Source organism: Humiphilus diazotrophicus (assembly GCF_059726315.1).
In genome coordinates this window covers 496900-519696 of sequence record NZ_AP040869.1, presented here as the reverse complement: position 1 = coordinate 519696, position 22797 = coordinate 496900, and the positions used below count along the sequence as shown (strand labels likewise).

Annotated in this window: 13 protein-coding genes; 3 read left to right on the top strand and 10 right to left on the bottom strand. The window is 49.3% G+C overall.

Annotated features, from left to right (window positions below):
- Positions 1–287: 287 nt before the first annotated feature.
- Complete coding sequence (locus AC6I7T_RS01845) at positions 288–3512, bottom strand: TonB-dependent receptor (RefSeq protein WP_497788092.1); 3225 nt, start codon at positions 3510–3512, stop codon at positions 288–290.
- A 493-nt stretch (positions 3513–4005) separates the two neighbouring features.
- Entirely contained in the window at positions 4006–4476 is a 471-nt protein-coding gene (locus AC6I7T_RS01840; RefSeq protein ID WP_497788091.1) for a YdeI/OmpD-associated family protein, read from the bottom strand.
- 898 nt (positions 4477–5374) lie between these two features.
- Here AC6I7T_RS01840 and AC6I7T_RS01835 point away from each other — a divergent pair.
- The gene (locus tag AC6I7T_RS01835) at positions 5375–5923 is read left to right on the top strand and encodes a hypothetical protein (protein ID WP_497788090.1); all 549 of its coding nucleotides are present in this window, start codon (positions 5375–5377) and stop codon (positions 5921–5923) included.
- 515 nt (positions 5924–6438) lie between these two features.
- A complete protein-coding gene (locus AC6I7T_RS01830) occupies positions 6439–7080 on the top strand; it encodes an IS630 family transposase (RefSeq protein ID WP_497788089.1) in 642 nt (213 codons plus the stop codon).
- A gap of 82 nt (positions 7081–7162) precedes the next feature.
- Here the strand turns inward: AC6I7T_RS01830 and AC6I7T_RS01825 are convergent, their stop codons facing one another.
- The 4 genes from AC6I7T_RS01825 to AC6I7T_RS01810 form a co-directional block, all read right to left on the bottom strand.
- Entirely contained in the window at positions 7163–9004 is a 1842-nt protein-coding gene (locus tag AC6I7T_RS01825; RefSeq protein ID WP_497788088.1) for a glycoside hydrolase family 97 protein, read from the bottom strand.
- 553 nt (positions 9005–9557) lie between these two features.
- Positions 9558–10424: a CheR family methyltransferase gene (locus AC6I7T_RS01820; RefSeq protein ID WP_497788087.1), complete on the bottom strand. Its 867-nt coding sequence runs from the start codon at positions 10422–10424 to the stop codon at positions 9558–9560.
- An 85-nt stretch (positions 10425–10509) separates the two neighbouring features.
- Entirely contained in the window at positions 10510–11010 is a 501-nt protein-coding gene (locus tag AC6I7T_RS01815; protein ID WP_497788086.1) for a chemotaxis protein CheW, read from the bottom strand.
- Between the two features lie 11 nt (positions 11011–11021).
- On the bottom strand, positions 11022–12857 hold the full coding sequence (locus AC6I7T_RS01810; RefSeq protein WP_497788084.1) for a methyl-accepting chemotaxis protein: 1836 nt from the start codon (positions 12855–12857) through the stop codon (positions 11022–11024).
- A 1733-nt stretch (positions 12858–14590) separates the two neighbouring features.
- Here AC6I7T_RS01810 and AC6I7T_RS01805 point away from each other — a divergent pair.
- Positions 14591–15103 carry a molybdopterin-dependent oxidoreductase gene (locus AC6I7T_RS01805; protein WP_497788083.1) on the top strand — a complete coding sequence of 171 codons (513 nt, stop codon included), beginning with the start codon at positions 14591–14593 and terminating at the stop codon, positions 15101–15103.
- Positions 15104–15261: 158 nt separating this feature from the next.
- On the opposite strand, the gene AC6I7T_RS01800 is transcribed toward AC6I7T_RS01805, so the two are convergent.
- The 4 genes from AC6I7T_RS01800 to AC6I7T_RS01785 form a co-directional block, all read right to left on the bottom strand.
- A complete protein-coding gene (locus tag AC6I7T_RS01800) occupies positions 15262–16212 on the bottom strand; it encodes a carbohydrate kinase family protein (protein ID WP_497788082.1) in 951 nt (316 codons plus the stop codon).
- A gap of 293 nt (positions 16213–16505) precedes the next feature.
- Positions 16506–17789: an SGNH/GDSL hydrolase family protein gene (locus AC6I7T_RS01795; protein ID WP_497788081.1), complete on the bottom strand. Its 1284-nt coding sequence runs from the start codon at positions 17787–17789 to the stop codon at positions 16506–16508.
- A 59-nt stretch (positions 17790–17848) separates the two neighbouring features.
- Positions 17849–18940, bottom strand: a complete 1092-nt coding sequence (locus AC6I7T_RS01790; protein ID WP_497788080.1) for an alpha/beta hydrolase — start codon at positions 18938–18940, stop codon at positions 17849–17851.
- An 84-nt stretch (positions 18941–19024) separates the two neighbouring features.
- The gene (locus AC6I7T_RS01785; protein ID WP_497788079.1) at positions 19025–22618 is read right to left on the bottom strand and encodes a TonB-dependent receptor; all 3594 of its coding nucleotides are present in this window, start codon (positions 22616–22618) and stop codon (positions 19025–19027) included.
- Positions 22619–22797 lie beyond the last annotated feature (179 nt).

Here is a 22797-nt window from a genome sequence, read left to right as displayed (position 1 = left end):
TCGATTCTTATGCGCGATGTCTTCCTGCAGTCGATTGTCATCGCCCCTAATGGTACCGATACCATAGCATGTAGCAGAAATAAAGGACACACCCAATAAATAGACGGATTCTAGAAATGGTTTTCGAGAGCTGAGGGGAAATTGATCAGAAAATTGGCAGGTAAATCATCGCTGGAATTGTTCTGACGGAAGTCTGCAGACGTATCTTTATGTTATTTTTCGCGCAAACCGAATGAAATCACCCGGCTTGCGCGATGAAACACATCTCTTGCCTTCTATGAAAACCGTCAGAAGATGAACTTCGTAGCCAATTGAATTTGGCGTGAGGTGCCTATTCCAATTAGATTGCCAATGGTACCGGCACTCGCTCCGAAGTTGTATCCACCTTGGAGAGGACTGTTCCGGTCTTTGGAAAAGACGCCTGTGCCAGGGCCACCGAAGTTAGGATGATTGATGACGTCAAAGAACTCGGCACGAAGTTCCCATGTGAGGTGCTCCGTGAGTTTCGTGTTCTTCATCAGATCCAGGTCCGGCTGGAAGAAACCGGGACCTTCCCCAAAATTGCGCGGGCAAGTACCAAAGTTGCCCTTGTCCGGAGCAAATGCCGTTAGATTGATTTGATTAGTGGGCATCGAATATTTGGGTGCTCTCGGCGAGATGCCGGTACAATCCGGTCGGCGGCTGGTGGCAATAGGAAATGGATCGCTTTGATCATTGTAACTAAAGTTAATCGGCACTCCAGTACGGCCCTGTACTATAGTGCTCAACTGCCACCCCTCTCCTACCGCTCTAGGAACTTTCGGAACACGTGGCACGTCGTATACGCCTCCGAACGAGAACGAGTGTCGAACATCTCCGTCCGCGCGTGACCAATCGGCCTTGATATCACGCTGATTCTGATAGGCCTCAAAGAGTCCCATAGCGTCGTCATACTGGCGTGCGTAATTATAGTTGCCTTGCAGATTGAGCCCGTGCACGTTGGTCCGGGCACTTATGTTAAATGCGTTATAGTTTGAGGAAGCAATTTGCCCCTGTAGCGAGATACCTGCATATGCATCGCTTAGATAGCGTTGTCCCGACTTCTTGTTCGGATCGTAGGTATTCTGGTCCGTGCTGCCGGGTAACCGTAGTCCACGATTACCTCGATAAGAGACCGTAACCACGGTGTTCTTCGCAACCTGTTGGTCAACCGCGATGTTCCATTGTTCGGCATAAGTGTCGCGTTGATGTCTATCGAATGCGGTCATGCTGGCCGGAGCCTGTGGGTTGCAGTTGGGAGCTGTGGTGGGCAATGGGAATTGGATCGAGGTGAGCGGCGGATTACATGTAACTCCCGAGAACGCGATTGAAAGTAAGTTAATAGAGAAGTCTCTTTCCGTATTTGCAGATAAATTTAGAGGACTTCCAGCAGAAATAGGGAGGAAGAAGAGGCCGAAACCTCCCTTAATTGCCGTCAGGCCCCTTCCGGATGGATCCCAGTTGAAACCGATACGCGGCGCAAAATCGACCCATGACGGCTCATAAAACGATGTCTTCGGGGGAAGCAATGAAAGCGTAGCCAAATCGAAGTTTTGTACGACCCCAGCCTCATCGTGAAGAACCGTATTGTGGTCGTAGCGCAGGCCAAGATTCAGCGTGAGATTCTTCCGCATCTTCCAATCGTCCTGAATGAAATATCCCATCATGACGTTCTTCATATAGGTCATGGGGTATCCCTGGCGCGACCAGGCAATTCCATTATTTGCCAAGAAGCCTTCTGGTCCTCCGGATGCATCGACACATCCAGTCGTGGCTGGATCTTGTCCGTTGCACGGAAAATCCGATGCGGCATCCACGGTGGGTCCGCCGGTGAAATATATGCTGTCTTGCGCATCAAGTGCACGGCCGACCTTATTCCAACGGAGATCCAAACCAAACCGGAATTGATTTCTGCCAACAATCTTGGTTGCAGTATCAATCACCTGATACGAAATTGCAGGCTCCTTGGAAGCCCAGAGCTGTGGATTAGGAACTGTGCCGAATCCGATGTTGCAGAAGAAGCAGTTCATAATCGGGAAGCCTGGCTCTCCCGCATTCTGATGGGAGTGAGGACTATTGATCGCAAATCCGGCTTCATTCAGGAAAGAAGGAGAACCGATGTAATTCCAAGTGGCTTTTCCAAGTTGGCTGAGTTGCGGCGCGCTGGCTGATTGGCCAATTGCTAGACCATAGGTTCCGTATGTATCGCTGGCATTATAGTTATAGCGGACAGAGAAGTTATTCTTGGGCGAGAGCACATAGTCTAGCTTCAAGGCTGCGGTATTCTCACGAATGTCGTTATAGGTTGAGCCATTCAGAATATCGAACCAGTATCCATATTTGATATGCCCTACTGTCCTGGCGGGCCCGCCATTTCCGAGCGGAATCTTGGCAATAATTGGAGCTATGGAGGGTGCTGCTTTTGCCCGCATCGCTTGGTTGAGGACCAGGTTGTATCCGGTAGCCAGATTCGTAACATGCTGGCGGACGCCTTCGTAGTTACCGAAAAAGAAGAGTTTGTCCTTTTTGATCGGACCGCCAAAGTTACCGCCAAACTGATTCAGCCGTAGTGGAACAGCTGTACCTATGTAGAAATAGTTCTTGGCGTCAAGAGCATCATTGCGGAGGAACTCAAATACTGCTCCGTGAAACTGATTGCTGCCTGACTTGGTAATTACGTTGACGATCTCTCCCACCGCTCTGCCGTACTCGGCAGAATAGGCTGAAGAAATGACTTTAATCTCCTGAATGTTATCGACACTGGACCGGGTGATGCGTGCATTACCACGGCCGAAGGTGCTGAAGGTTGTATTGCCATCTACACGCGTGGCATCGGTTCCATCCACCAGCATGTTCGCGCCAATCTGACCGCTGGCAAATCCTCCGAGAGTATCACTGTTGACGCTACTGCCAGTGTTCTGGATGGCACCAGGTACCAGAGCCAGCAGAGACGTAAAGTCACGACCGTTCAGAGGCAGCTTGGCCACTTGCTCTGAGGTAATCGTGGCGCCCAGATTGCTGGTTTCCGTATCTGTTCTTATCTGATCGGCCTGAACTGTGACCGTCTCCGCCGCCGAGCCGATACCGAGAACAACGTTTTCGCCAATGCTTTCATTGGCGTGCAAAACAACACCTTCGATAGTGGTAGTTTTAAAACCACGCTTGGAGAATTTCAACTGATAGACACTCACCGCCAGTGAGGGGGCGAAGTAATCCCCTTTGGAATTCGTAGTCGTCGAGAAAGAACGATTGGTCTTCATGTCGGTAATCACGACCGTCGCACCCGCAACCATGGCTCCACTGCTATCGGAAACAGTACCCGTAATAGTGCTGGTATCGAGCTGTGCGTATGATCGAGCGGAAAAGAAGACAAGCACAGTAACCAGGAGTAGCAGCAGGTACGATCGCATACTGGAGAAACCGGCTATAGCACAGCGGAAGCCATACAGGCATCCCGCATGACCGTGTGACCTCTCAAGGAAATCAATTGACATGACGGTGTATTTGTCCTTCCTGGAACCGAATTCGCGATATTTATGGTACCGATTCCACACCCCGCATATATAACCCCCGCTTCAAAACAGTTGTCAAGCAGATTCCTTACAACTTTTCTGCTCCCGAAAGAGCATTAACACTGCTAATCAACTAAGCTATTTAAAATGAAATGCTTATAAATATTCATTCAAGACAAGAATGCACTTCAGCTAGAAGGAGATCGGAACTTTCGAACGCAACCGACTATTCCTCAGAAGAAGAACCAGCCGATAGCGCCTTAACGGCGTTTCGGTCAACAACTTGGAACCAGTTTCATATTGGAGGGAACCAAGTGGATACTACATTCAGCAGCCGGGAAAAATACGGCAATCGGCTCTGGATCTGCCCATTAGGCTGCGCAACCGTGATGCTGTACCGTTTGCATCAGGCGGCCAAACTATCATCATCTTTGAAAATGTAACGTGAGATTGCGGCGTGACGAGATTGCCCAGGTCAACGAATACGCTTTTTACCAGCTAGCAGCATCTCAATAGCTTTGCCGATGCGATTGGACTTTGTTGTTGCCTGTTTCGCGGAACAAATCCAATCGACGTACTCTTTCTTCTGAGAGTAGGTTAACTCGTCAAAGAAGGAAGCAGCCGTAGGGGCTGCCCGAAGCGCACGATGCAAATCTTCAGGAACTTCTACCGTACGCTCGGTCGTATCAAGCTCCAGGCTCACTTGCACCAAATCTCCCGGGTGCGCCTTTGCTCCAGCTTGAAGCTCCTTACTGACCATCATTGAATGAGTACCGTCCCCTTCGGGCATGAGGGAATTGTGAAACGGATGTCCATTGATCGTGCCTTTGACAGAAACTCTCGCCTTCGTCCCAAAAGCGTCCTGCACGTCGAAAGGAACAGAGAAGTACGTCCATGCACCGCCAGGCCCTTTTGACATAAGTCTTACTTCAAATTTATGCCTCATCTAATTGCTCTCCTCTAAAGCATTTCCCGAAATACCGCGAACTTTCCAAGTAAGGTGAAGAGCGGCTTTCTTTGGCGGAAAGCCGCGCCAACTTCTATTGCTTCGCTCTACATCTTTTCGGGAAATGCTCCAGCGCATAGCTACTGATACTTCGGAATAGGTGTTTTCCCATGGATTACAGAATCTTATTCCCTGCCAAAAAACCAAGCTGATGAAGATCTCGCAATCCCCTAAGGCTTAGTGAACCCGTGTCCATTTTCGAACATCATTTTTGAATTTCGGACAGTCCAATAACTTCAAGCAACTTTCTCCTATAAAGATTCGAAGGAAAATCATCTCGAACACAAAACAAATTGGCAATTGGAATGCTCTGACCACAACAGAACAATCTCAGTCACACCACCGTGACTGGACTTGGCTCGCATACAACTGACCCCGGGCGAAAAGGGACCATCCAGCCCCCATTTTGCCTGAAGCAGGTCTTGGTCTGCAATGAACAAACAGGAGTTGCCTATGAGCGATTTCAGAAATCTCTTGAGGCGTAAGAAGTGAACGATCCGCAACTTCAGATTACCGCCACCGCGTGGCCAAATCCCGGCAGCGTCAGCTTCGATGCTTCCACCCGCTTTGATCGTCCATGGTCAACCGGAATCAATGTGACAAGGGCAGAACCTATAACTCCTGCCAAAACATGGTTACTAACCAGCCTAGCCCTGAGCGATGAAAACTCATTCAAAAGGCCACTCAATCTCTACCCAATTGAATCGGAAATAAATGATGTGAGTACATCGTTCGAATATAAATTTTGTCCTCACTCGCTCACTGTAAGGTATCTGTCTGCGTAATAGGCGGACAGGAGTCATTGTGTATTCATATCAGATGCAGAAGAAAGAGAACTATGGATAGAAAAGAATTCTTGCGGACTTGTGCCGGAATGTTCTGTTCGTGCTCAGTAGCTGGTGCTCTCACTCCAAGCGAGGCTGTCAAGGCCGAAACAAAACAGCAGGAAGACTGGCGTCTACCTTTTATCCAAACTCGATATGCCAAATTGATCGACATTCTCGCGGATAAAGTCAGCCCCGACGATCTCTCTGAAATACTGCGGCAGCTTGGATACAACTGCAGCAACGACTGGCCGTTAACGAAGAAGTATAAAGGAAATATTGACGGTTACATTCAGGAGTCACAAAGAGCCTCAAATGAAAATATCGTTTACGATCGAGAAAAAGGAGTAATCACCGTAACCGGACCGATACGAAGCGATTGCTCCTGCCCTTTGGTAAATATCAAAACTACATCTCCGAAAGTATGTGACTGCTCCCTCGGATGGCAACAAGGCACATATGAGACCTTGCTGGGGAAGAAAGTCCACGTGAAATTCAAGGAATCGGTTCTGAGAGGCGGTCAGCGGTGCGCTTTTGAAATTCATATCGCCCAGACTGATTAAGCATTTCCGTCAAGATGTAGACCAAGCCACAAGAACTTACGCAGCTTTCCTTCCACCCGGTAAACATGCTTTATGTTTGCTGGGGTGGAAAGGAAGCTGCACCTCTGTATTACTGGCGAATCTATACCTATGCGGGACTTGCTCTAGAGCATTTTTCGAATTAGTGTAGACTGAGCATGGCGAAACTCAGCGACAAGCAAAGCAATGGCGAAAGCCTACGAAGATGATCTGCGACGTAAGTTCCTAGCAGCCTATGATGATGGGAATGGGACGCTGGAGGAATTGGCAGAGCTATTTGGAGTAAGTGTAGGTTGGGCGAAGAAGGTTTCCAGCCAGCGGAAGCATAGTGGTCAAGCCGAGCGAGTTGTTCATCGTCCCGGGAGAAAACCACACGTCGGAGCCAGAGAGCAAAAGCAGGTAATAGCGTGGGTGGAAGCGGAGCCGGATTTAACGTTGGCTGAAGTGCAAGCAAAGTTGCACAATGAAGCAAGCGTGGAACTGAGCTTGGGGCGGATTTGGTTTCTACTTCGGAAACTGGGTTTACGGCTGAAAAAAAGTCGCTCTATGCCAGTGAACGCGATACCGAAGCGAACCGCCAGCGACGCCAAGAATTTGTCGCCAAGATCCAGGCGACAAGTCTGGAACGGCTGATCTTCCTTGACGAGAGTGGTGTGACAACTTCGATGACGAGGCGTTATGCCCGTTGCCTCGGAGGCACTCGTATACACGAATCTACTCCTGGAGGACAATGGAAAATCATGACCATCCTGGGAGCAATGAGTTTTCGTGGCATGGTAGCAACGATGACCATCGAAGCCGCTACCGATGCGGAGATATTCCTAGCCTATGTCGAACACATACTCTGTCCGGCACTGACAGCTGGCGATGTGGTGGTAATGGACAACTTGAGTTCCCATAAGGTCAACGGCGTACGGAGGCTGATCGAGGCCGCTGGAGCAGAATTGCTATACCTGCCGCCTTACTCGCCCGATCTGAATCCGATCGAAAAGGCTTGGGCTAAGCTCAAACAACTGCTTCGGGCTGCCAAAGCTAGAACCAGAGAATCCCTTGAGCAAGCTATAGCCGACGCTCTCAAGCTTATTTCCCCTGATAATGCTCAGGCTTGGTTCCGTCTCTGTATAAATGGTCTACACTAATTCGAAAAATGCTCTAGACCTGTAAAAAGTGGCCCTTCTCGAGGGAAAAGCCAACTCCTGCTCAAGCCTCGGATGCAAGTTATTATTTGCGTATCCAGCCGACGAATCCACCCCGTGGTGCGAGATCCAGATGAATATGGTCACTGCTCGTCATAGTTTCATCCTTGCGATCCCAGCCATCGAGCTTTTTCGTCGTATCATACAGCAAGCTGGACTTCCAGCCTCCCTTACCCAGAAAATTCAGTGGAATATCGAGCTTTGTTACCCCACCACCGTTCATCACGGCAATAAACCATTGATTGCCTTTGCGCCGCGCCTCGGCTACCACCTTGCCCGGTTCACTACCGGCCAAAACACGAGTTTCATCCCATACCGGCGAAAGCGCCATCAAGATATCCTTTGCCGGATTGGCGACAAAGTCTTTCGGGTGGCCGCCGAAGCACAAAAACGGAGAGGTAAAAACTACCGACTGAGCCAATTCGTGTGTCCACGAATTTCCTTGCAGTTCTTTAGTCTCGAATACGGTAGGAGTGTAATCGCCGGCGCCCGCAACATAACGGGTAAACGGCAGGATGGTATCGTGTGCCGGCTCAAGGATCCGACGGTAACGGGTCATGTGCCATTCGTGTCCGCGAACACCTTCGCGTGTCAGGACATTGGGCCAAGTGCGTTCCATGCCCGTTGGTTTGTTGGCTCCATGAAAGTCCACAAGCAGCTTGAAAGTCGCTGCATCACGAGCTGTGTCGTGATACCAGCTTGACCACCAGCGGTCGCACGGTGGTGGGAAGTCGATTTTTACGCCGGTCACACCAGCTTCGACGGCCTTGCGGAAGTATACCTTGCGCTCCTCCGGATCCTTGACCTCCTTGCTGTGCACCCATAACCAAACCTTTACATTTTGACTTCTGGCATAGGTACTAACCTCTGCCAAGGACTTCCAGGGATCCTTCCAATCAGCCCATCCTTCATCAACGAGATAGTACTCATAGCCGAGTTGATGAGTCCAATCCACCCACTGTTTCTGATCCTCCAGATGGGGAGCCCCAATCGCCATCCACTGCCAAGTCGAACGACCCGGTTGGATCCAGTCTGCCTTGGCCAACTCCGGGCCGGGAGATGGATTCAGGTTCTGAATCAATGTGGTGTTGACCAGATCGGTAAGGGTACGAGCCACAACAGTGACACGCCAGGGCTGAATAACGGGATCGTCTGTAGTCCATCCCTTGGGATCGGCATAGAGTTGTCCTTCAAACGAACCATCAGAGGAGTACTTCAATGCTAGATCACCGTAGTCCTTCAAAGCAGCTTCGCTGAGAGAAACGTATACATTACCAACATGCGCCGTGAGTGGCATACCGTACAACTCGGCGCCCAGTTCATTCAGAACGAGCGTTCTATAAGGGCTCTCATAGGCAGGATCCAGCTTATCTGCCCAGACCGTTGGGTTGCCCGTAAGCATCCACGATGACCGGTCTGCCTCGATTCTGCGTCCTTCCTTTGCCTGGAGCCGCATACGTACGCCCACGCCATCATTGGCTACGTGAACGTCAACCCAGTACGATTCGCCATGCGAAGTCACCGGGATACTGGCTTCGCGCGCCTGATTGACTGCAGCCGCATGTGCACCGAAGAAACGATAATTCTCGTTCACTTGAGTAAACTGTGGTTTACCCAGCGTTACTCCCTGCCCCAATTCAGCACCACTGCTGAGAATCCCCAACTTTGACGGCGCAAGCACCTGTTTGCCATCGACACTGATGCTGTAATAAAGATTTCCGTCGATTGCGGTCAATTCAGCCTGTAAATTGCCGTCAGGACTTTTTACAACGACTGGTTTCTCTACCGAGAATGCAACAGCCTGCCCAATCAGGCTGAGACCAAGGAGAGTGAAGGAAACAGCCCAATTTGCTACTCGTAAACGCATATCTACATCTCCGGATTGAAGGACAGAGCCTGACTGTTCCCAGCGCGCACAGAGGTTCAAAGAAAGTAATCGCGCAGGAAGACACTCCAGCCTATCGCAATGCCAATTTTGTTTCTCTACTCAGGTATAGTCCTGGTTCCCCTCATTGTAGAAGGAGCCAACCACTCCCGGTGCACCTGCATTCGGCTTTTCACCCCCACCGGTACAGAATAAGTGCCATCAGCGATGATTGTTTCACCAGACTCAGCCACTATACCTAAATCTCAATCCGATAGCTCGAATCGAACCTGTGGTGATACGCCAAAGTTCAAGATAAAGACGCAGAAGCCATTGAAGTTGAGTAAAGGAGTGCCTTCCCGCCTGGGGAGCTCAGGCAGACTCATCGGATTGAAATCGGGCGAATAGATCTACAGATAGCCCCTACGAGGCAGCAGGCTGGGTCCCGGAGGGTTAAGCAACCTCTTCTTTATGCCAGTAGAACAAATTGCCTGACCTGTTACACAAGCAGTAATATCCTGGTCAGAGCTATTGAATAGTTCGTCTCTCCACGGATCTAGCGCAGCTTACGATAGATTGAGGGCTGCAGGCGTGTCAATGGAATGCTGAGATCTACCAGAGACTCTGAGTGCCCCACGAAGAAATAGCCGCCCGGCTTCAAATAATGGCATAACCGGTTCACAACGGCTTCCTGCACTTTCTTATCAAAGTAGATGAGTACATTTCGCAGGAAAATCAGGTCAAAGCGATTCTTCACTCGGTACTCTTCTGAGATTAGATTGAGGCGGTGAAAACTAATTTTTTTTCTCAACTCAGGAATAATTCGCAACTGACGCTTTCCGTGTTCTTTGCTTTGAAGAAAGTATTTGATCCGAAGCTCTACTGGAACCGCCTCCGACTGCTCGGCGGAGTAGACGCCTTGGCGTGCCAGAGTCAATACTCTCGTCGACACATCGGTAGCCAAAATTGCAAAATCCCATTTGCTATGAAGCCTGGCATATTCACGCAATACCATGGCTAAGGTGTATGGTTCCTCTCCAGAGGAACAGGCTGCAGACCACACATTCACCTGACGTAATCCTGGGATTCCGGGGTTATCAAGCGACGGTAGAGCTTTTTCAACCAGATAGGTAAACTGCTCGGCTTCTCGAAAGAAATCGGTCTTATTCGTGGTAATAGCATTAATAAAATGATCCCTCTCTCCGTCGTGGCCATCGGAAAATAAGTATTCCCCATACTGCTCCACAGAGTGCAAACCCAGCTCGCGGACCCGGCGCACAAGACGGCTTTGGATCATGCTTACCTTGGAAACAGGCATCTTAATCCCTAATTCGTCGGTAATGTAGCGGGCAAACCGGGCAAAGCCTTCTGACGTAAGGTGAGATATATCTTGCTCTGAACTGATTTGTGCCTTCTCGTCCATGTTCATAAACAAAGAAAGAGAGAAGCGCGAGATATGTTCTCGCGCTCATCCTTTCATTTCACTATCCAGCCCATAACGTAAAAGCTCACGCTGTAATACTGTTTTCCTTTACCTCGGGAGCTACTTCTTGCACTGCAACTAATTCTTCATTCGAAAATACTTTGTTGAAATCCAAAATGAGGATGAAGTCTTCCCCTCGCTTTCCAATGCCCTGTATGAATTCGCTACGCCATCGCATAGCTATCTTTGGAGGGGGATTGATGTTGCTAGGATCCAATTCGATGACTTCATGGACACTATCCGCCATCCCGCCCAAAACCGCCGGTTCCCCATCTAGATCCAGTTCCATCACGATAATCCTCGTGTGAACTGTTTCTCCAATCTTGGGCAAACCAAAGCGCATGCGTAAGTCAACAACGGGTACCGATTGGCCTCGCACATTTACCACACCCTTCATATAGTCCGGGGCCGTTGGAACTCTGGTGATCTGGGAGACTTCAAGTACTTCACGAACCTGTGCAACATCGATCGCGAACAATTCATCCCCCAGCTTGAACGTCATATATTGACTAACTTCTGTAATCATGACATCCCCGCCTATACCTGATATGTAGCAAAATTATTGTCTTCGGCATCGCCGCTACCGGTATTCGTCCCAAGCTCTATGTCAACCCCGATCTGCTTATCCGCACGACGATGACCATTCGAAGCTATGTTTCTACCATTTGTCTGAACCGGCCGCTGGAGCTGCTTAGGGCGGTACGACGATGTAGAGGATCTCTTAATCTGTGAACTCCGGCTCCGGGAATTGTCCTCCAGGCGGAAGAATGACACGGCTGATTGAAGAGAATCGGCCTGCGAAGCCAATTCCTCAGATCCTGACGCCAGCTCTTCTGCTGCAGCCGAATTCTGCTGGATGACTTGGTCAAGCTGCTGGATTGCTTTGTTGACTTGCTCGGTTCCGGTACTCTGCTCAGTGCTTGCTGCCGCTATCTCGCGAACCAATTCTGCTGTCTTCTGGATATCCGGTACAAGTTCGGCAAGAAGCTTCCCGGCTCCTTCTGCAGTCTTTACTCCATCCGCGCTCAGGCAGCTAATTTCCGCTGCGGCAGTCTGGCTGCGTTCGGCCAGCTTACGTACTTCCGAAGCCACTACGGCAAAGCCTTTTCCGTGTTCTCCAGCCCGAGCCGCCTCCACTGCCGCATTTAGAGCCAGAAGGTCAGTCTTGCGAGCGATCTCCTCGATGATGCTAATCTTTTCTGCAACTTCTTTCATCGCGTGTACGGTCTTATTCACGGCCTCACCGCTCGATTTAGCATCCTCGGCGGCTTTGGAAGCAATTTTGTCGGTCTGCCTGGCGTTGTCTGCATTCTGTTGAATGCTGGATGCCATCTCTTCCATCGCGGACGTACTCTCTTCCGCTGAAGCTGCCTGCTCGGTAGAACCCTGTGACAGCTGTTCGGCCGTAGAACTCATTTCCTCGCTTCCACTCGCCACGTTTGCTGCCGCTGAAGCCACCTCAGTCACAGTGGAACGCAAGCTTTCTAACATCTGCACCAGGGCATGTCCCAGAACATCGCGATCGGAAAGGGTCTTGGCCTGAACCGTAAGGTCTCCTTCGGAGATCTTCGTTGCTACACTAGCCAATTCTTTAAAGCTACCCACCATGCGATTAAGAGCTTCCAGCATCTGACCAAGTTCATCCTTGGAACTCACATCGACTGTATGGCTCAGATCGCCCTGAGAAACATGCTCAACAAGTTCTACAGCCTCAGCTAATGGCTTTGTAATGCTGCGCACGACGAAAATCGAGATAACTACCGCAATAATGACGGCGGCCAATAAGCCAATCAGAATTCCGGATTGGGAGCTGCTTACCGCATCCTTTACTTGCTTCGAAGATGTATCGGCAGCATTTTTGTTGAGAGTCACAAGTGCCAAAGCGGCTTCGGCATATCTTTTGTGTGCCGGCTTGAGTTGCTTCTGAACAGCCTCTGCGGCTCGTTGATTACTCTCTGCTGTCCCAATTCTGCTTATCTTTAGTACTTCCTCAAACTGCTCCCAAAATGCACTCCGGGCAGATTTGAAGGTTTCGTAGAGAGCTCGCTCCCTGTCGCTTGATATCAATTTCTCATAGTCTGTTAGTAATCCCTGATTGGCCGCACGAAGACTCTGGATTTCAGACTCGATTCGAGCCATCTCTTGCTGGTCCGTTGAAGCTACATGTTGCATGACCAGACTCATCGCCTGCTGTACATTGCTTTCCACCCTGCAAACGACGTATACACTGGGAAGGCTATTGTCCGTTACATCATTCGAGGCCTTATTGATACCACTGACCTTATTATATGAAAAAAGGCCGACCACTATGGCGATAGCTACGATAGCTGCAAAGCCTGCTGCGATTCGCACTCCTACTTTCAAGTTATTCACCCTCTCACCATCTCTTTCTTCACGGCACAAATGACCTTCCACTAAGGCCATCTCCGTTTGCTTGATCAATCCCTTGTCGGAATCCAATTCACCGCAGTCTTTCCAAAGAGAAATACTTCTATGACCGCGTTCTCATCTGCAGCTGTTTGTAAATAAATCTTTCTGCCTAACAATAACTTACTGGCCCATACTGATCGAGCAACGGATACGTATCTATTTCTATTGCTCTTCTATATCTTTCAGGATGCCCGACTCCCTCTCGCCCCTGGTGGTGCCTAATACAGGTACCTGCTTCGAGAGGCTATGAACTACAAGCAGTCGAATAGAGGTCGTCTATCTGCGTACGCTCTCGGCAACCGACAGTAATCTTGCCTCCCGTTATATAAATAACGGATGTCGGGATGAGAAAGATCGATAGCGTCATCGCTTGACCTGTCGCAGGGGAAAAGATCAGAGTTATGTTCTCCACAATCCGGATTATGCAAATTGGATCAGCCAAATTCTTGCGGACGGCTCGTACGCGCCATGCGTACGGAAAACGACCAACCCCTGGCCTTATCATTTTGCTGATCTCTGCATCGGCACTTGGTGAGATTTACTTAGGAAGTCGAATTCCATTTTTTTTGCCGGATTGCAAATCGGAACACAAATAAGTTATGAGCAGCGGGCGTAACCTTATGTAAACAATACTCAAGGCTGCTGGAAGATGTCTCTTAGACAAAGGATTTGAGGCGAAAAGTATGCTCATATCCGTCACTCAGATTTTTTCAAATATAACCCGAAGGTTGTAGAACTTCATCCTGGGCAAATGGTGGGATTGTCTAGACGCTGCGCAGAAAACAAAGGAAGAATAGTGGCCATTGCAAATCTTAAGGAAACGCGAACCTATTTGCAGAGAATCCACATTTCCTGGTCTGTGATGAGAATAGCTGTTTGTGGGACAACTAATGGAAAGCACAGATGCTCAACGTCGAAAGTGGAAAGATATGCCCGCTGCAAGCCGGAGATCATTTTGGGTATTGTTACCGTTATGGGGCGCCGCACCTGGTGCTCCACCTGAGGGGAAAAATACAGTATTGAATCCGTGAACTCCTCCCACCAGTCCTTCTCCGAAGATCGATATCCCATGGCCGCCCAAGTAGGCGATTTCTTCACTTTGCCGGTACCAAAAGGTCCGTTGCGAAATGTTCAACTATAGAAGAAGCAATAATGCGTCAAGTTATGCAACTTTATTCTCTACAGATAAAGAGAAAGGGCAGATGCTGGTCCAAGAAAACTGCTGAGAACAATGTACAAATGAAATAACCAAGGATTAATCCGACCTTCAAGAATCGGCACCTTATGTTTCCGTTCCCACAGGCCTCTTCCAATTCCTTGTCTTGGTCTAGTGGCGTTTGAAGAATAGAATCGCCGTCTTCTTCAAAGATTCCTTGATGATCTTTGGCAATAGGGGTAAGGAGCACCCACCCCCCAGGGTACACGGCTTGCCTAGTATCGCTACCGGTTTGGGCTTCATAGCTCTCTATATGGGAAATATTGACAACCCGTCTCAAGAAGGATTAATGTGTCTCGTAAACGTTACACATGTATTTCAAACTAGACACGGATAACACAATTGCGCCATCTACGTGCTTTGTACAAAGAGATGGCGACGTTTGGACCACCCAGACCACACAACCTTCAAGTGGTCATTTGTACCGATTGTTCCGGCAATTTGTCATCAGGAGATCTGTATGAATTTAGCCTTTCCAATTCGTTTCTTTAGGACAATAGCACTAGCCCTCCCTTTCTTTCTCATGAACATCATGGCTCACTCAGCCTCGGCCCAACTGACGGTAGAAGGTTATAAAGGCAAAACCGTAGCCATCTCTATGCAGGATCTGAAGCAACTGCCACGGCAATCTGTGACAGTCACCGATCCGAAGACCAAGGCAACTCAGACCTATGAAGGCGTACTACTTTCATCCTTACTTGCAAAAGCGGATGCGCCAACAGGAAAGACTTTGCATGGAATTGAATTTCGCGACTACGTGGAAGTGAGCGCTTCTGACAATTACAGAGTCATCTTTTCCCTTGCTGAACTTGATCCCCCGACCCATGCCAACCGGGTGCTCCTGGCTGACACTGTCGATGGGAAAATGCTCGATTCTACGCAGGGTCCTTTCAAACTAATCTCCCCTGACGATATCCGTCCTGAGCGTTGGGTGAGGATGGTGACAAAGGTTAGCATTAAGCAGGTTCCTTAGGACTCACCCTTGAAGCAAAGATTTAGCCAAGAGCCCTAACCACTCGATAACCACACAGCTTAGGATCTTCGACTCCCTATCGAACTACTACTACGGGAGGCCCTGAATACAGGGCCTCCCGATCATGCCGCATCGGCTCTGTCATGACATTTTCCTAATCAGCAATCTGCATTGTTCTGTTTTCGAATTGGGAATTCAATTACCTTAGCTCGCGCTTGTCCAACGACTCTCTGCATATACTGGCGATCAACTCTTGGCGTCCCCCCAACCTGCGTTGCAACCCATGCAGCAAACAGATTTGCGGAGTCACTAATATCCTCAAGCGACTTTCCTCGGATATAGAGATGAGCAAGACATGCAGTAAATGCATCCCCCGCTCCCACCGTGTCCATAACCTTTACCGTATATCCGTTGTGCTGCACTATCTTGTCTTTTGAAACCAGAAGGCTCCCGTGTGCACCACGCGTTATACAAACGAGGTCCAGTTGGAATTCTTTCAGGAGTTGTATGGCCAGCTCTCCTTCATCTCCAGTCATTTCCAACAAAGCGGAGACCCGAAGCAACTCCTCGGCGTTAACCTTCAAGATGTCTGCGTAGCGTAGTGATCTTTGTAATATCACCTTGTCATAGAAAGATTGGCGTAGGTTCACATCACAGATTCGGACTACATTATCAGCGGCACTCTGAAGAAAACGATCAATAGTCGAAGCAGAAACAGGTGACCGTTGCGCCAATGAGCCAAAGCAGATCACATGGGCGCTGCCTGCAAGTCCTTCCCAATCCGATGTCCATTCAAGAAAGTCCCAGGAAACGGGATGCTTAATCGAAAATACCGGCTGACCCGCTGTGTCGATCGACACCTCTGCAGTTCCGGTCTCGTACCGGTCATCGTACTGGAGATAGGATGTGCTTAAACCGAGTTCGTATAGGACCTGGTGTGCCTCTCGCCCCAAATCATCAGTGCCGATACGGCTAGCCACAATCCCGGTATCGCCAAGGATGCTCGCCATATAAGCAAAATTGGTTGGTGCACCACCTAATACTTTTCCTGTGGGCAACAGGTCCCACAGGATCTCTCCCAACCCAACCATGAGCACTGGCTTCGTCATTGAAAGAGCCTTGATGGAAAATCAGCCGAGCACTTTTGCCAAGCTGTCCATACGTGTGCACCAGAGCCTTCGATCCACACGTGGTTAATTCCTGCTCGCTCCAGACCTCATGAGAGTTCGTCACCGGAGTGAATAGGAAATTATCGTTTGCAACTCTAGTCCACAAGAGACGATGTTGCTTGTTTACCTTCTCAGCATTTGCCAGAACACCATGATCGAGCGGGGTCCAAGGACACTCCACCAGTGAGAAGAATGGCCAATGACAGACTGAGGATCTTCATTGATGTCCCAGGCTAACGTTGATCTCTGCGAAGCAAGGAGAGATCGATTGCATCGGCCATAGCTTTGTATCCGACTGCACTAGGATGCAAGTGGTCTCCCGAATGATAACCTTCGCGAAATCGTGAGGGATGGTTTGAGTCTCGAACTGCAGCATCAAAATCAATCACTCCGTCAAATTCCCCGCTTGTCCTGATCCATTGATTCAATTCTTTACGAATTGATTCCCCTTCCTGATTGAAGTAATCTGCTCCTTCAAAAGGCGTCAATGTAGCACCAAAAACTCTGATTCCACGTTCATGAGCACGATCAATTATTTGTTTCAAACCAAGAGTGAGATCCTTCACGGTCACATTTTCAGCTGCAAACGGACTCTCTTTAGGTGGTAGACCTCCGTTGGTGGCGGGCGGTTTTATGTGAGGCCATCCAATATCGTTAATGCCCTCGAAGACAATCAAACCGGTTATTCCGGCTCGTGCAAGTACATCTTTATCAAAACGAGCGAGAGCATTGATTCCTGCGCCGTCGTACAAAATTCGGTTTCCACCAATACCTTCATTCACAACCGCTATACTTGCAGCACCAGGCTCACATGCTAGACGCTTTGCCAATAAATCTGGCCAGTCGCCGTATCCTCCCTGCCTTGCCCCCACCCCATCAGTAATCGAGTCCCCTAATGCCACAATTGCAGTGACTTCGTTGCCAGACCAGATTTCAACATCAGCCAACCAGTACCAAGACATACTCGCTGTTGGATTTGGAATTTCCACTCGAGAGGTGAAGTCTCCCGAACTTGAGATATATGTCTCATGCTGAGCCCAGAAATGAATGGAAGGTACAGGTGATTTTCCCGATAAAAAGAGACTCACTGCAATTTCGGCGAACGGAGACACCTTCAGCTCAACCGGATCACTTAATATGGGAGCACCTGGAGGAATCTTGACCGCTGGCTCTCCAGCAAAGGTGAGAGCACGATCCGATTGGGGAGATATCTTCACTCCACCTTCTACCAAGGCTAGGTGTGCGGAACCAATCACAACAGGAGCCGTTCCAAATGCATTCGAAAGACGTATGCGCAGGCGCTGGCCTCCGATGGTTGACCTGACAACCATCCGGATCGTCTGATTTTCAAAAGTCGGCACAGGAGGAAGGCCAGGAATAGGAAGTGGAGCATGTATAGCAGCACTCCATGCGCTCACCCAATGCCCATCGACACGTTTCTCCTCAGCTCTGCTATTCAGACATAGGACCACGGCAACAAAAATGACAGTAGCTGGTAATGTTCTCGCCCACTTCATTCTTTTCTCGCTCATATCCATTCGCACCGCTTATGCTGAAATCCAGATGGTATCGCCTTTTACTTTCTGCCCAGGTGGCGATCAAAGAACTTGACCATCACGTTGAGTGCATCCTTGGATTCGGGGACATCCACGTTATAGAAAAAGCCGTGGAATAGTCCATCCCACACATGCAGTTCTACATCGACACCTTGCTTGACTAACTGTGTATCGGTGAACAGCGTCCCGCTCAAAGCAAAATCGCGGGTTCCTGTGATTAGCAATGTCGGGGGAAACTTGGCTAGAATCTCTGGAGAATTAATGGGAGAAACGAGAGGATCTTTCGGGTCAACGCTGCCGAAATAGCCGAGTTGAGAGTGACTTGGTGGATTGGGAGCAGGCATACGTCCCTCCCCTAAGGGAAACGCGATATAGGAGGCATCTCCGCCGAAACTTCCTGCCGAGGCACAGTAGATACCAGCCGCTCCAGGGGTAGGTAGGCCATGTGTCTGGAACCAGGCCAAAGACATTGCTGTCAGCATTCCGCCTGCGGAGCACCCATAAATGCCAATATTCTTGGGCTCATAAGTTTTCAATAACTCGCGATAGACACTCGCTACATCCTCGCTGGCCGCCGGAAATTTATACTCCGGGCCTTCACGGTAATCCACGCTGATAACCTTGATCTGCATCATTGCCGAAACTGGCATCGATTCAAGCTCAGCACATCCAGGCCAGCAACCGGAAAAACCTCCACCGTGAAGATTGATCAACACCCGCTTTTTATTATTTTCTGTAATACCTGCTTTAGGCGAATAAACGTATGTATGCACGCCACCAATCTGCTCGTCTTTGCGATCTAAAGAAAAGAGCTCTCGATCGCGCTCGATAAATGACTTCATGAAACGGGGAACACCCTGATCCTGTTTCGTAATCTCCGGATCCTGCATTTGCTGGATATGTTTGGTTACATAAGCTTTCGCCTCAGGACTGAGAAAGGAAGACATCGGAACCGGCCAAGCAGGAACTTCAACCGTACCATCCGGATGAATGGCGACTTTCTGCGGCACTGGTTGTGTGCGATCTTGTGCCGTAGTGAAGGAAACAGCCGTAATAGAAATGCAGCCTGCAACAATAAGTGTGAACACAGACCGTCTGACGAACATCATCATCTCCTACCTTTTCTGCCACTGATGTTTGGGAATAAAAGGGGTGAGGCATCGAATCCAACGGCACCTCACCTCCAGATCTCAAAACTAAAACGCCAATCTGAGAGAGAATTCAATGTTGCGCGGAGGGGCCGCAGTTGCCGTGACTATTCCCGTGACACCAGGTGAGCCGATGAGGGGGTTCGGACCGCTGAATTGTGTGCGATTGAACATGTTGTATGCTTGGGCGGTAAATAGCAGCCTGACACCTTCCGTAATGGAAGTATCTTTTGAGAGAGCTAAGTCCCAATTGTTTGTACCATCGATACGAATCTCGGAATCAACTCTAGATGCATTGCCGAATTCAGTTGGCGAAGTTGTTGTTGCGAAACAGGCCGTATTGAACCAGCCATTAAGCGCGCGTTGATACCGCGAACCACTCACCGCCTTGCGGCATCCTGAGACAACATTCGGACGAATGTAAACTCCAGGAGCAAAGATGAATCCGTTCCCTGCACCGAACTGCTGCATGATAGGACTCTCAAATTGGATCAAGCCAAGCGGCGGTCCGCTTTTGATAGTCGTTAAGCCACGGAACTCCCACCCTCCGATAACTCTGGAAGCAACCGGACCCGCGTTTGGGAAGAATCTCCGATTCTTCCCAAACGGTAAAGGCAACGTATATCCGAAAGTAATGTTTTGAGGAATATCGTACGAGCTTAGGGAGCGCTCCGTCTTGGTCACGCTATTGTTATCTTGAATCTGCCCGCCAAAGATAGAGGTGGGATCAAGAAAGCTTGTGATGTTGTCCGTGTTGGATATCAGCTTTGACCACGTATAGGCTGCAACGACTTGACCTCCTCCCCAGATTCGCTTGTTCGCAGAAATCTGTAGAGAGTTATAGCTGGAGAAGCCACGATGAGGATCTACAGCCAGTACACGATCGTACTGGGGGAAAGGTTTTAACAAATAGCCCTGTGCAACCGTTGGCTTGGAGAGAGGGGAGGCGGGATTGTTTATCGCGCCATAGAACGGATTGGGAACAAGCTTTTGCAGGGCGGCAGAGCCGAGCGCCCAATATTGATCCGGTAATTGATTGATATTGATGTTTGAAGCAGTCGCAAATCCCTGCAGCAATAAATGAGTCCCCTTCGATCCTGCATACGCGAAGGTAATGGTTCCATCTCTTCCCAGTTGTTGCTCGACAGCAAGGTTCCACTGCTGTTGATAAGCAGCTTTGTCTCCTGGTACACGCGATACCACCGTGGAACCGTAGTACGACGCGAAATTTGCGTTGCGGCCTGGTGCTTGCGATATTCCCTGCGGAAATGGATTTGAGGTAGTTGCCGTAATTTGATCCGGCTGCCCTGTGGTGACCTGGAAACTATTGTTGATCGCAGTCGTAATCGTATTAATTGGCGAAAAGTTCGGACCATCCTGTGACAAGGAGATCGGTAAATACGAAAGACCGTACCCCGCTCTCACGACTGTTCCCGGATAGAGACGATACGCAACGCCTACTCGCGGTGCGAATAACTTCCAGTGCAGATTGTCTTCACGTTGAGAATGCCAAGCAGAACTATTTACGAGAGCCAGCGACCCCATGGCATTTTGGGTACTTCCTGTAACTGGATTCGTAAAACTCGTAATGCTACCGACTGGAGCTGCTGATCCCGGCAAGAAGACAGTGTTCCTATTAGCAGCTTCAGAGTACACGCTGGGCTGGTCCCAACGAAGCCCCAGAGTCGCTGTTAATTGCCTGGTGACCTGATAGGTATCTTCTACAAAGAATCCGTAGTTGGTGAAATATGCCCGAGATCCAGTGATATTACCGATATTAGAACGTTGAGGAATGCCAAGCAGGTTTGAAGCTAACGCAATTCCCGTCGATCCTGAAGCGTTTGAACTTGCTGTAGGCTCAGCGTTATAAGTCAACGTAATACCGCTGGTATTTGGATCGGAGATCCATTGCACACGGCGGATATTCGCTCCAAACTTGATTTGATGCTTGCCGATGGTCTTGATCAGGTTTCCAGACAATGCGTACACATTCTGATGCCAGTACAATTGTGAGCCAATACCGTTAGAAGCAGTTAGGTTCGTTGCGGGGAATCCTGTCGTGCCAGTGAATGAAGAAGATGGGATAGAACCAGCTCCGTGTTGAGGGCCTCCTACGATCTGGCCCTGTAAAGCGCCGTAATTCCCTTCGTACCTCGAGAGGTTTATGCCTGTGCTAACGGGCGCTTCATTTTGGAAGATTCTCAGATACGAAGCACGTATATCGAGCAATGTCGTTGGACTCATCGTATAGGTATTACCTAATACAGCCTCCTGATTGTAGAGTCCTGTAGCTCCCTGCCCCTGTGTGCGAGTTCCCCAGGCGTCGTAGGGATTACTAACCACTTTCCAATACGTGTACCGGGCAAACAAGAGATCGTTACTGCCAAAGTTCTGGTCAACGCGGGCGTTGTATTGGTTTTGAGTAGCTCCGGTTCTGAAATTGGTGATGAAATTATTGACTAGCCCAGGCTGATTGGGAGCAGGAAAGGTATCAGTCAAGATGAGCTTTGCACTTTGATCGATCCTGTTTGGACAAATAACATTTAGCTTCCCATTGCAGGAAAATTGCGGACTACCTGCTTGGCTGTGATCATAAATGGGCGGCAAACCAGGATCAGAAAAATCTCCTGACAATTGGGCAGAGGTTGGAACTGTTGTCGTCGAGAGCACAGCAGAATGAGTTCGCGTCCACTCATAACCGAAGAAGAAGAATGTCTTGTTATGCTTGACGGGTCCGCCAACCGTTCCTCCAAATTGATTTTGGATTAAAGGTGCCCGCTTAAGCCCGGCATGGTTGGAAAAGAAGTCATTGGCGTTCAGAACTCTATTGCGCAAATAGTCGTAGGCGCTACCATGAAAGGTGTTGGTACCGGACTTGGTCGTGATGTTGACAACACCACCCGCATAGTTTCCATACTCCGCGCTAACGTTGTTCGTGACAACTCGAAATTCCTGCACGATATCTTGAGAAGGAATCAATCCGTTAGCATTGTTTGCCGGACCGTTTGACGAAACACCATCAACGAAAAATGCGCTTTGATTGCCAAACGCGCCTCCAATGAAGTAGTTCCCAAAAGCGATGGAGTTTGTTCGTGCACCGCCAGCCTGATTTCCTGAGGCCGTGCCATAAGTTGATCCACCGGCGGTTACGCCTGGTACCAGAGTGAGAAGGTTATTTACATTCCGTCCACTTACTGGCATCTTCTGAACTGTCTCTTCAGCTACAACGGAGCCGAGCGATGAACTATCCGTTTGTAGCGTTATCGCCGAGGCATTCACTTCGACAGTCTCCAATGAGCTTCCTAGCTGGAGTGTGGCATCCACACGTGTCGTAACGTCGACTTCCACCTGAACATTTTGAGCAGTAAACCTCTTAAATCCGCGCTGCCCGACTTCAATTCGATATTGACCGGAATTTACATTTGCAAATGAGTATGTACCGGAAGGTCCAGTTTGCATCGTGCGAATTTCATTTGTACCGAGATTGGTTAGGGTGACCGTTGCTCCTGAAATCGTAGCTCCACTTGGATCAGATACAAACCCCACGACTGATCCAAAGCGGACTTGTCCAATCAACGGCAGAGTAAATAGCATAGCCAAGACCATCGTCAACGCTAGCTTCACTCGGGAATCAGCGACCAACCAGGATCTCTTTCTCCAGCTCTTATCACTCCTAGGCTCCATGTCGTGATTACAGTTGTTCGAAGGTCTCTTCTTTCTTTCACACATACGAATATCTGCTGCCATATCAGAACCTCCCAATGCCTCTGCAATTCGTGCAGGCTTGATTTTCATTTCACGGAACGCCGGTATGGACTGGA

Excerpts from the sequence above, each read along its gene's own strand:
- AC6I7T_RS01825 (WP_497788088.1), bottom strand. The coding sequence starts at position 9,004 with ATGCGTTTACGAGTAGCAAATTGGGCTGTTTCCTTCACTCTCCTTGGT.
- AC6I7T_RS01845 (WP_497788092.1), bottom strand. The coding sequence starts at position 3,512 with ATGTCAATTGATTTCCTTGAGAGGTCACACGGTCATGCGGGATGCCTG.
- AC6I7T_RS01805 (WP_497788083.1), top strand. The coding sequence starts at position 14,591 with ATGAATTTAGCCTTTCCAATTCGTTTCTTTAGGACAATAGCACTAGCC.
- AC6I7T_RS01820 (WP_497788087.1), bottom strand. The coding sequence starts at position 10,424 with ATGGACGAGAAGGCACAAATCAGTTCAGAGCAAGATATATCTCACCTT.
- AC6I7T_RS01840 (WP_497788091.1), bottom strand. The coding sequence starts at position 4,476 with ATGAGGCATAAATTTGAAGTAAGACTTATGTCAAAAGGGCCTGGCGGT.
- AC6I7T_RS01815 (WP_497788086.1), bottom strand. The coding sequence starts at position 11,010 with ATGATTACAGAAGTTAGTCAATATATGACGTTCAAGCTGGGGGATGAA.
- AC6I7T_RS01800 (WP_497788082.1), bottom strand. The coding sequence starts at position 16,212 with ATGACGAAGCCAGTGCTCATGGTTGGGTTGGGAGAGATCCTGTGGGAC.
- AC6I7T_RS01790 (WP_497788080.1), bottom strand. The coding sequence starts at position 18,940 with ATGATGATGTTCGTCAGACGGTCTGTGTTCACACTTATTGTTGCAGGC.
- AC6I7T_RS01795 (WP_497788081.1), bottom strand. The coding sequence starts at position 17,789 with ATGAAGTGGGCGAGAACATTACCAGCTACTGTCATTTTTGTTGCCGTG.
- AC6I7T_RS01835 (WP_497788090.1), top strand. The coding sequence starts at position 5,375 with ATGGATAGAAAAGAATTCTTGCGGACTTGTGCCGGAATGTTCTGTTCG.